This window comes from Pseudoalteromonas sp. 78C3, from assembly GCF_002836695.1.
In the GTDB taxonomy this organism is placed as follows: Bacteria; Pseudomonadota; Gammaproteobacteria; order Enterobacterales; family Alteromonadaceae; genus Pseudoalteromonas; species Pseudoalteromonas arctica.
Genome location: NZ_PJAV01000089.1, coordinates 1 through 11,334 on the forward strand (window position 1 = coordinate 1; position 11,334 = coordinate 11,334).

The window sequence follows — 11,334 nt, forward strand, 5'->3', positions numbered from 1 at the left end:
TTTATATAGCCAAATTAATGATTCTTTTATTTAAAAAGCCCTAAAATTATAAATTCAGTGAACGTTAAAATTTAGTTTGCTATTAAAAGTATTAATTTACTTAGTTAAGTAAAAAAAGATCACTTTTAAGCAACTTAATTAATGCTTAAATACTAGGGCTTGTTGATCTTTTAGGATTAAAATTTGTTCAATTTAGGAGCTGTTTAATCGATCCTAGGTTTGTAACCTAACGGTTCGATAACTGCTCCTGCGTTATTCTGCATGCTTACATGCACGTAAGAATAATTAAAAAACGAGCTGCAAAGAGCAAATTTCCCTTTAGGGCTAGTATAAATTTATAAGCTGATAAGCATCTTTAATCAAGTTGTAATATGAATATGATTTAACACAACATTAGGGCATGTTGAATTTTGGCGATTGAATTTACAGTAGTATGTTTGGTTTTTAGGCAAGGCAGAGCCTATGTAGTGTGGTCATTCCCCATAAATAGGCGATAACGCAGCATAAATACCAAACATACACTGCCCTTTGGGTTCTTTCTAGGGACGATTAACTCTTTGTTACTCGGTTTTTACTTAGCCCACTAGGTTACAAACCTCGTGCCGCGATTTAATCGCCCCTAGATTGAACAAATTTCAATCCAAAAAGCTCAGCATGCCCTAAGCTATATTTTATAAATAGATAGGCAAAGGATTAATACTATTATGCGTGAATGCGCTTTAAACAATACCAATCAAAACGAACTTGTTAAACGCTTTTGCAGCGTTAGGGGCGAAAGCCTGGCTATTATTGAACCACTCACTGTAGAAGATTGCCAATTACAAGCTATGGCAGATGCCAGCCCAGGCAAATGGCATTTAGCGCACACCACGTGGTTTTTTGAAACGTTTTTACTTAGTGTTTACTGTAAACAGTACACTGTGTTTAACTCTCACTACCGAATGCTTTTTAATTCTTACTACAATGGGATTGGAGAGCAATTTAAACGGGCAAACCGAGGTAGTTTATCTAGACCTAGTTTAGATGAAGTTTTAGCTTATAGAGAGCATGTAGATAGCTGTGTGGTTGAATTACTTAAAACTGAAGTTAGTCCACAAATTAAAGATATTATTGAACTTGGGTTACACCACGAGCAACAGCATCAAGAACTAATGCTTATGGACATCAAATATAACTTTTCAGTAAATCCATTATTTCCGCAATATAAAACATCGCCTTTAAACAGCCAAAACAAATCAGCAGATATTAAGCCTCTCAATTTTATAAATTTTGAGCAAGGCATTATTAATATAGGTACAAATGCCGACGATGAATTTGCATATGATAACGAGCGCCCCAAACACCAAGTATTAATTCATTCATTTAACTTTGCTAATAGGTTGGTCACCAATGGTGAATATTTAGACTTTATAAATGCAGGTGGATACAGCAATCCACAGTATTGGTTAAGTGACGGTTGGGCAAATATACAAAGCAACAGTCTAACGCAACCATTATATTGGCATTGTATAGATAACGAGTGGTTTGAGTTTACACACTATGGATTAGAGCTTCTCAATTTAAATGCCCCGATCTGTCATGTTAGTTATTTTGAGGCCAGCGCCTATGCTAATTTTGTAAAGGCTCGCTTGCCTACAGAGTTCGAATGGGAATATGCAGCTAAAAATACACCTTCAACAGAGATTAATAATCACTACCTAACACCTCAGCAAGCAAAGAGTGATACTGAAATAAATCAGTTAACTGATTCGTGTTGGCAATGGACGAACAGTGCATATTTACCATACCCCGGTTTTAAGCCTATTGAAGGAGTAGCAGGGGAATACAATGGTAAGTTTATGAATAACCAAATGGTGTTACGTGGTGGGTGTGTGTTTACCCCTCAAAACCATTTACGACAAACATACCGAAATTTTTATTACCCGCATCAAGCGTGGATGTGCAGCGGGATAAGACTAGCTAAGGATATAGTATGAGCCAAGTAACAGCGATTAAGCAAAGCAACATAACCGACACTGAATTTCTAAACGACGTGATAAGCGGATTAACTCAACAACAAAAAACGCTTCCGTGTAAATATTTTTATGATGATAAAGGTGCTGCATTATTTGAGCAAATAACAACCTTACAAGAGTATTATGTTACACGTACTGAGCTTTCTATATTAGAGCAACACTCAAAGTCGATTGCTCAAATGCTACCTGAAAACCTCTCTATTATAGAGCCCGGCTGTGGCTCGGGTAAAAAGGTAGCCTATTTATTAGCGCATATGGCAAACGTTAAAACCTTTGTACCGTTTGAAATATCTGAGGAGATGCTCAGTTATTCACTTGCACATTTGTCACCATTATTTCCAGATTTGGCAATTTCGCCATTATTAGGAGACTTTACACATAGCCAAATGGTCAAACAGCTAACCAAAGACACCGCTTTAGACAGTCAAACTAATTTGGTGTACTTTCCGGGCTCTACTCTTGGTAATTTTGCCCCAGTTAAAGCCATAGAAATTATGAATAATTTCCATCGCTTATGCGGTGTAAATGGTTATGTATTAATTGGGGTTGATTTAGTAAAAGAGCGCCAAGTGTTACTTGATGCATATAACGATAAGGCGGGAGTTACCGCTGCTTTTAATAAAAATTTACTACAACGTATTAATAACGAGCTAAACGGCACATTTAATATAGATAACTTTAGCCACGAGTCACGCTTTAACGAGCAACATAGCCGTATCGAAATGCATTTAGTAAGTAATCGTACTCAAAGCGTGATTATAAATGATCAGCAAATAGACTTTATAGAAGGCGAAAGTATCCATACAGAAAACTCTCACAAGTACACGCTCGAGTCGTTTAAGCAGCTTGCAGCGCAAGCTAATTTAAAGTTAGAGCAAACATGGCAAGACGATAGTAACTATTTTGCTCTGTGTTTATTAAGACCGCTTTAAGCATTACTTAATATGTTTAATAAATGACAACTTTAGCATTGTTAAACTCATAGTTTAGCAATGCGCCATTATTTGATTGCTGTACAAGCATAGCTTTATTTAAACCGTATAGTCTAAATAGCAGGGGGGCAATAACAGATACCGCAGAGCCTGTAGCACTGTCTTCATTTACACCAAACTGGGGTGCAAAGTATCTAAAATGCGCTATGGCATTTTTTTTGTCTTTATTTTTTATACTAAGGGCGATTACTGCATTTTTGTGGAGTGCACACAAAGCTTTAAAATCAACGTGTACGCTTTTTAAATCGTCTTTTTCAACTGCTTTATCGAATTCTTTACTAAATTCTTTATTAAATTCTTTACTAAATTCTTTATTAAATTCTTTACTAAATAATACAACCGTATAACCGTTTTTGTCGCCGGTACTGTAGGCAGCTTTTATTGCTGATGAAAACACACTTTTTAACTCACCTTCAGCTAACTCGCTTTTTTTAGGCTCTATGCTTTTTAGTAACAGCTGAGCGCGTTGTTTTTTTACTCTTATAGTAAAGCGCTCATTACTCATTGAAGTAAATACTTCAGGGCAATAACCCAAATGGTCTATTAAAAAATTAGCGGCTGCTAAAGTACCATGTCCACAGCGTTTAATTTCACTCGTTTGATTAAACCAGCGAATTTTACAATGGCGTTTAGTTATCTCATTTTGATTTAAAAATACGGTAGCAGGGTAAGTTGATTGTGATGCAATATATTGCATTGTTTTTGATGTTAACCCATTTTTATAAATAACAATTAAAGCACTTGAGCCTTTTAAGTTATGTGCAGGGCTATAAAAAACAGATTCGGTGGAAGTGAGCTTTATAAAGCGAAGCGTAAGCCATTTAGGCTTACGCTTCGCTAAACAAAGAGTATTAACCTTTGCTTGCATATGCGTCGTTATGAACGCCAGCAGCACGACCTGATGGATCAGCATTGTTTTGGAACGATGCGTCCCATGCAAGTGCTTCAGGAGTCGAACACGCTACCGATTTACCATGCGGTACACATTTAGCTGATGCATCACCAGGGAAATGCGATTCAAAAATAGTACGGTAGTAGTAAGCTTCTTTTGAATCTGGTGTATTAATAGGGTATTTAAATTTTGCATTTGCAAGCTCTTGATCGCTTACTTGCTCATTTACAAACTCTTTTAACGTATCAATCCAGCTGTAGCCTACACCGTCTGAAAATTGCTCTTTTTGACGCCATAGCACTTCATCAGGTAAGTAACCTTCAAAGCCTTCACGTAAAATGTGTTTTTCAATTTTTCCATCTTTACACATTTTAGCTTCAGGGTTGATACGCATAGCAACATCAACAAATTCTTTATCAAGAAACGGTACACGTGCTTCTACGCCCCATGCCGCCATTGATTTATTAGCACGTAAACAGTCAAACATATGCAGTTTTGATACTTTACGGTTTAGCTCTTCATGAAACTCTTGTGCGTTAGGGGCTTTATGGAAGTATAAATAACCACCAAATAGCTCATCAGCACCTTCGCCAGATAACACCATTTTAATGCCCATAGCTTTAATTTGGCGAGCCATTAAGTACATAGGTGTAGAGGCACGAATTGTTGTTACGTCGTAGGTTTCTATGTGGTAAATCACTTCACGTAATGCATCAATACCTTCTTGAATGGTAAAAATGATAGGGTGGTGAATAGTACCAATCATGTCAGCTACTTTTTGTGCAGCCGCTAAATCAGGTGAGCCCTCAAGGCCTACTGAAAAAGAATGCAGCTTAGGCCACCATGCGTCGCTTTCGTCGTTATCTTCAATACGTTTTGCAGCAAAGCGCTGGGTAATAGCAGAGATAACCGATGAGTCTAAACCACCAGAAAGTAATACACCGTAAGGCACGTCACACATTAATTGGCGTTTAACGGCCGCTTCTAATGCATCTTTAACGTCTTGCGCTTCTGCGCTGTTATCTTTAACTGCATCAAATGTTTCCCAATCACGTTTGTAATAAGGCGTCATTTTGCCATCTTTGCTATACAGGTAATGCCCTGGAGGAAATTCTTCAATATGCTTACAAATTGGAGAAAGTGCTTTTAGCTCAGAAGCAACGTAAAAGTTACCGTGCTCGTCGTGACCGGTGTAAAGCGGGATAATACCTATATGGTCACGGCCAATTAAGTAAGCGTCATTTTCTTCGTCGTATAAACAAAATGCAAAAATGCCATTTAGATCATCTAAAAAGTCAGGCCCTTTTTGTTTATAAAGCGCTAAAATAACTTCACAGTCTGATTGAGTTTGAAAAGTAAAATCAACATTTAGCTCTGCTGCAAGTTCTTTATGATTATAAATCTCGCCGTTAACCGCTAAAATATTTGTTTTTTCAGGATTGTATAAAGGCTGTGCACCGCTTGATACACCAACAATAGCTAAACGCTCATGCACTAAAATAGCTTTTTCGGATGCATATACACCAGACCAATCTGGGCCACGGTGTCTAAGCAGCTTTGACATTTCAATTGCTTGGGTACGCAATTGAGTGGGATCAGATTTAATATCTAATACCCCAAAAATTGAACACATAGTAACTCCTCATTCCTATTATGTGTGCAGCAGAGCCAATTTGCTGTGCTGCGAAACCTTGTTTTATCAGAAAAAATTACTCAAGTCACATAGCTTTTACAATTAATTAAGAATAATTTATGCACCAAGCTAGATGTAATCGCACCAAAGTGGTTAATGCGTGGTTCCTGCTGCTATTTTTACGTCGCTATTATTGTTCAAAGCTTGTGCAATCATAACTCTCAGGGCATTAATAACGGTTTCTTCGCTCATGCTTGGTGCGCCATTGTGGTGCACAGCTTGGCTTGGTAAATAAGGAATATGCACAAAGCCACCTTTCATTACAGCGCAGTGATCATTTATGTAATGCATAAGACCATACATAACGTGATTACACACATAAGTACCTGCTGTATTGGAAATGGAAGCAGGTATATTGCTGTTGTGCAATGCTTGTAACATGCGCTTTATTGGCAAGTTTGTAAAATAGGCATCAGGGCCATTTTTTTCTATTGGTGTATCGATAGGCTGCTTACCTGCATTGTCTTTAATGCGTGCATCGTCAACGTTTATTGCAATACGCTCAATTGATATTTCGCTGCGCCCACCAGCTTGGCCTATACATAAAACAACCGCCGGATTGTGCGACTCAATGGCGTTTATAAGCTGACTGATAGACGTATTAAATTCACAGGCAAGTTCTAGTGTGCATATTTTGTGTTTCATGATGATAGTTTCATCAAGTTTTTGCACTGCTTGCCAAGAAGGGTTTATAGCTTCGCCACCAAAAGGAGCAAAGCCAGTTATTAATACACACGGCATAGTAGAAGTTGATTTAGTCATTAAACACCAAGCTATACATTAAAATAATATTAACGGCGAGTAAGGTAACGGCCGTCGGAATTTGAACCTTTATTACATGGTACCTATTTTTTAAATCTAGGGCGTGTTGATTCTAGAATATTTTATAGGTTATTTTTAAGTGCAAGGCTCAATTGATGTAGGTGCCCGTCAAGTTTCTGCTTCGCCTTTGCTGCTTCTTCAAACGTTACATATTTAAACTCAACAGTATCTAAAGGTCTAAATTGTGCAAATTGATGTAAGTCGGCTTCAATTACAGTCCCTAAAAGCGGATAGCCCCCGGTTGTTTGACCATCGTTAAGTAGCACGATAGGTTCACCATTCGGTGGCAGTTGAATACTCCCAGGACTCACCCCTAGTGATGGCAAAGAGTGCGAATGTGCCAAATTATTTTTATGCTCAAGCCTTACGCCCATTCGGTTGCTGTTACTACTAACTTTAAATGGGGTAGATACAAAGTTGTTAAGTAAAGGCTCGCCTAACAAATTAGCATGAGGACTTGGGTGCAGTCGTATAAGCTTGCGCTGGGCGGGAGCAATTGCGCCTACTTTTATAAACTCTCCATAATAAGGAGTAATAGGTATTTCATCACCAGTGGCGAGAGCTCTACCTTCAATACCACCAAAACATGCGTTTAAATCTGTAGATTTAGAGCCCATAACTTCAGTATTTTGTATACCGCCTTTCACTGCTAAATAAGCTCTTAATCCAGCTCTACCAGTCGCAAAGCTCAGTACTTGTTTGTTTTTTACTGTGTATGTCCAACCAGGGTAAATTGCTTGTCCATCAAGGGTTGCTTGCAAATCTGCACCATGAAGCGCAATTACTGTGTCGCAGGTGAATTCCAGCTCGCACAGACCAACAGTTATTTCTAAAACGGCATCATTGTAGTTATTGTTAAGTAATCTATTAGCAATTATTTGTGCATAAGGGTCTAAGCTGCCCGCTTTGCTTACACCTAGATGACGGTATCCATCACGGCCAAAATCTTGAATTGTAAGTAATACACCACTTTTAAGTACTTTAATCATGAGTTGCTCCTTTATTAACTAGCGGAACAAATTCAAGCGTATCGCCTGGTTGAATTAAACAAGGTTGCTCAGAGGTCGAATCAAACAAAGCAGTATCTGTATGACCTATTATGTGCCAACCACCAGGGGTATCTGCGGGGTAAATTCCGGTTTGTGCAGCACCTATCGCAACAGAGCCTTTAGGAACTTTAATGCGTGGCTCATCACGCCTTGGCGTATGTAATTGCTCATCTAAGCCATGTAGGTAAGCAAAACCGGGCTGAAAGCCTAAAAATAAAACGTGGTACTTGGTTTTACTATGAATATTAATAACCTCATCAGCGCTTAAATTGTGATAACGAGCCACGTAATTAATATCCTCACCCTTGTATATGGTTTTGATTAAGTGATGTTGCCCTTTAAAAGTACTCGTTTTAATATCATTCCACAGCGAAGGTAGCACTTGTAACCACTTATTTAAGTGTTTATCTGATTTTAAATAGAGAGTGAGCGAGTTCATGGCTGGCACCAAATCGGTAAATTCATCAGTGCATTTACAGTGGCTGGTTAAAGCCCAAATTTTCTTTTGAATAGAGAGTCTATCTGTAGCGTCTAAATGCGATGCATCAAGTAGTAAACTACTGTTTGTTAATGCATAAATATGGGGAGCTGGCTTCATTAAATAAACCTATTTGTACAACATAATTTAAACGTAACACAGTTTTATTAATTTATTTACACCATTGCGACTAAGTGGTTATGTTTAGTGTTTATTTACCCAGCTTACTTTAAGAGTTTTTTTATATTCAATTAATCGTATTTAACTTATTGAGGACTAAAACTTAATACATTTCGTACTAAATAAGTAATTAGGTTGAAATGAAAATTAAGATAAGGAGGTCTTAATTAGCACGCACTTGTTTATGAGGTACTTTATGAAACACCAGCATTTATTATATTTATCAGGCGCTGCTATTATATTTAGCGCAGGCAGCTTTGCTTTATCTATGGAAAAGGTAGAACACAGTAATGTAGAAGCCACCATGCATGTAGAAACCATTGTACTGGGGTCTGGTTGTTTTTGGGGAGCAGAAAAACGCTACGAAGCGCTTAATGGCGTTATTGATGCTGAGTCGGGTTATGCTGACGGTAATGGGTTTAAAGCAACGTACAGAAATATTACTGATCAGTCTCGTCGTTTTGACGAGAACAATTATGCTGAAGTTGTGCAAGTTATGTATAACAGCAATATAATTTCAGCAGAAGAACTCTTAAAAAACTATTTTGAAAGTCACGATCCTACGCAAAAAAATCGCCAAGGTAACGACATCGGTACGCAATATCGTTCAATTGTATTAACGACTACTGATGCACAAGCTAAAGTAGCTGAGCAAGTTAAATCGCAATATCAGCAGCTTTTAACTGATGCGAGCTACGGCAAAATCGAAACGGTTATTAAACCGCTTACAGGTTTTGTATCGGCAGAAGAATATCACCAAAATTATCTAGAAAAGAACCCTAATGGCTATTGCCCCGATCATTCTACAGGCGTAGTTTTTAATAAAACACCCGTAGAAAAAGCAGACAACAGTGCTCTACTCGCAGGTAAGCAAATAGTGGTACTTGATTCTCGTGATTACTGCCCGTACTGTGAAAAATTTAAAAAAGCAGTCGCAAATGATTACAAAGGCACAATACCTATGACATTTCGCCATGCTGACCAACTTAATGATTTAACTATTAAGTCAGCCACGTGGGCAACGCCGACTATTTTGTTTCTAGAAAATGGCGTTGAGGTATATGGCCGTCAAGGCTATGCAACACCTGAAGAGTTTTATAAAGCATTAGGCGCTTTTAAATTAGGTAACAGTGATGCTTATAAAGTTGCATTCGATGCACTAACAGATAGACCTTATTGTAAAGAGTACAAAGAGTTTAAAAATACACCTGATGGTACTTTTGTTGATAAATTAAGTGGAGAGCCACTATTTGATACAAGCGATAGGTTTAACTCCGGTACTGGTTGGTTGTCGTTTAAGCACCCAGTAAAAAGTAGTGTAACGCAGCATGACGATAGCAGCTGGGGAATAACACGTATTGAGCTACGTTCTAAAAGTACAGGTATTCATCTTGGTCATTTATTCCCAGGAGAAGGCCCTAGAGGCACAGACCGCTACTGTATAAACGCAACAGTACTCGATTTTGTACCAAGAGATAAAAGCTAAACCTTTTACTTTGTAAAGCCTGATTTTAATCAGGCTTTTTTTTGCATAAAATAAAATAGATTTATCATATTCTTTGCAAATTTGTTAAAATTAAAGCGTTGAGCTACACATCAATAATATTACTTAGGTTGTAAATGAATCAATTTATAAAAATAACAACGCAGTTAATGTATTTGCCTTTAGCTTTATTAATTTTTATTACCGATGCTAAGTCGGCAACGCACTATGTCGTCGGCGTAGAGAATATAGAGTATCTACCTTACTTTGATGGTAGTGGAACAAATGGTGCAGATTATTATGGCTTCAGTCAAAAATTACTTACTTTGTTCGCCCAGCAGCACGATTTTGAATTTGAGTTTTACACGCTGCCAATTAATCGTCTTTATAAAGAATTTATTGATCACCATCATGTTGATTTTAAATATCCTGATAACCCTCAATGGAAACCAAGTTATAAAGCTTCCTTTGGTGATTTAAATGAAATTATTTATTCGCAGCCAACCGTTGTGACTAAAACGGGTATTGCGAGTTTAAATAAAAATATCACTATTGATGAATGCGTTAGTTTTGCAACGGTGAGAGGGTTTACGTCTCAAAGCTTTAAACCTTTAATGAATAACGAAAACGTTGAGCTAATTGAAACAGCTAACGTAATGGAATTAATAGAGATGCTTTTAAAAGAGCGAGTGGAGTGTATTTACATATCTAACGATGTATTAAACTATAATATTGTTAAATATTTCAAATTAACCCGACCCGTTTATTTTCAAAACGAATTGCCGACAGATTTACAAGCCTTTTTATTATCGTCGATTGACTATCCTGAGGTAGTTAAGCAATTTGATACATTTTTGCTTTCACATAAAGTGCAAATAAGTAAATTAAAAAAAGAGTATCAAATAAAAAATTAACTAAAAAAGCCCCGTAAGTTATAACTTACGGGGCTTTTTAAAATGTATTAATCTGTATATAGCTATATTATGTATGTGCTTAATAATAAAAACAGTCCAAGCCAAGTCACCACCTAACTTGAACCGCTTTTCACACTGACAACATCTTCACACACAATATAAAGATTCTGTTTGCTACGCTTTAGTAGCCTTGTAATGCATATCATGTGATTGAGCCAAGAATAAAAACAGTTCAAGCCAAGTCACCACCTAACTTGAACCGCTTTTTCACACTGACAACATCTTCACACACAATATAAAGATTCTGTTTGCTACGCTTTAGTAGCCTGGTAATGCATATCATGTGATTGAGCCAAGAATAAAAACAGTCCAAGCCAAGTCACCACCTAACTTGAACCGCTTTTCACACTGACAACATCTTCACACACAATATAAAGATTCGGTTTGCTACGCTTTAGTAGCTTTGTAATGCATATCATTTGGTTGAGCCAAGAATAAAAACAGTTCAAGCCAAGTCACCACCTAACTTGAACCGCTTTTTCACACTGACAACATCTTACACACACAATATAAGATTCTTTTCACTGCTAAGTTTGAGTTACTAAAACTCAAAAGGTTGCATTTATTGCTCTTAAAAAACAAATTAACTAAGTTGTTTTGAGCTGATGAAGTAACTTTAATATTTAACTTTATTTTCGACAAACGATAAAAATGAAACCAATGAGTGAAAAAAATTAAACTATAGACTTTAGTCTAATGCTCGGCGTTAAGTTTATGTATTTAAATAAAAAATATTATTCAAATTTGCAGGGAGTT

General features: G+C 37.1%; 9 protein-coding genes and 1 pseudogene. 4 read left to right on the forward strand and 6 right to left on the reverse strand.

Annotation, left to right across the window (positions count from 1 at the left end; all coding sequences use genetic code 11):
- Positions 1 to 704 precede the first annotated feature (704 nt).
- Entirely contained in the window at positions 705 to 1,976 is a 1,272-nt protein-coding gene (gene egtB, locus CXF76_RS02105) for an ergothioneine biosynthesis protein EgtB (protein ID WP_024590157.1), read from the forward strand.
- A complete protein-coding gene (gene egtD, locus CXF76_RS02110) occupies positions 1,973 to 2,947 on the forward strand; it encodes an L-histidine N(alpha)-methyltransferase (RefSeq protein ID WP_010552853.1) in 975 nt (324 codons plus the stop codon). The genes egtB and egtD overlap by 4 nt, the downstream gene beginning before the upstream one ends.
- 16 nt (positions 2,948 to 2,963) lie before the next feature.
- Here egtD and CXF76_RS02115 read toward each other — a convergent pair whose 3' ends face one another.
- The 6 genes and pseudogenes from CXF76_RS02115 to pxpB form a co-directional block, all read right to left on the reverse strand.
- A complete protein-coding gene (locus CXF76_RS02115; protein WP_101162948.1) occupies positions 2,964 to 3,875 on the reverse strand; it encodes a PhzF family phenazine biosynthesis protein in 912 nt (303 codons plus the stop codon).
- Complete coding sequence (asnB, locus tag CXF76_RS02120; protein WP_101162949.1) at positions 3,859 to 5,532, reverse strand: asparagine synthase B; 1,674 nt, start codon at positions 5,530 to 5,532, stop codon at positions 3,859 to 3,861. The genes CXF76_RS02115 and asnB overlap by 17 nt, the downstream gene beginning before the upstream one ends.
- 153 nt (positions 5,533 to 5,685) lie before the next feature.
- Positions 5,686 to 6,354, reverse strand: a complete 669-nt coding sequence (gene pcp, locus CXF76_RS02125) for a pyroglutamyl-peptidase I (RefSeq protein WP_081709146.1) — start codon at positions 6,352 to 6,354, stop codon at positions 5,686 to 5,688.
- Positions 6,347 to 6,454 (reverse strand): annotated as a pseudogene (locus CXF76_RS20885) (5-oxoproline transporter, DUF979 family subunit); the annotation flags it as partial. The gene pcp and the pseudogene CXF76_RS20885, both read right to left, overlap by 8 nt.
- A 22-nt stretch (positions 6,455 to 6,476) precedes the next feature.
- Entirely contained in the window at positions 6,477 to 7,403 is a 927-nt protein-coding gene (locus tag CXF76_RS02135; protein WP_101162950.1) for a biotin-dependent carboxyltransferase family protein, read from the reverse strand.
- Positions 7,396 to 8,061, reverse strand: coding sequence for a 5-oxoprolinase subunit PxpB (gene pxpB / locus CXF76_RS02140; RefSeq protein ID WP_101162951.1), 666 nt, complete (start codon positions 8,059 to 8,061; stop codon positions 7,396 to 7,398). Before pxpB ends, CXF76_RS02135 begins: the two co-directional genes overlap by 8 nt.
- Positions 8,062 to 8,317: 256 nt before the next feature.
- Between pxpB and msrA the strand changes: the two genes are divergently transcribed.
- Together msrA and CXF76_RS02150 are read left to right on the forward strand one after the other, a co-directional pair.
- The gene (gene msrA / locus CXF76_RS02145) at positions 8,318 to 9,607 is read left to right on the forward strand and encodes a peptide-methionine (S)-S-oxide reductase MsrA (RefSeq protein ID WP_101162952.1); all 1,290 of its coding nucleotides are present in this window, start codon (positions 8,318 to 8,320) and stop codon (positions 9,605 to 9,607) included.
- A 134-nt stretch (positions 9,608 to 9,741) separates the two neighbouring features.
- Positions 9,742 to 10,518: an amino acid ABC transporter substrate-binding protein gene (locus tag CXF76_RS02150; RefSeq protein WP_101162953.1), complete on the forward strand. Its 777-nt coding sequence runs from the start codon at positions 9,742 to 9,744 to the stop codon at positions 10,516 to 10,518.
- The last annotated feature ends 816 nt before the right edge of the window (positions 10,519 to 11,334 follow it).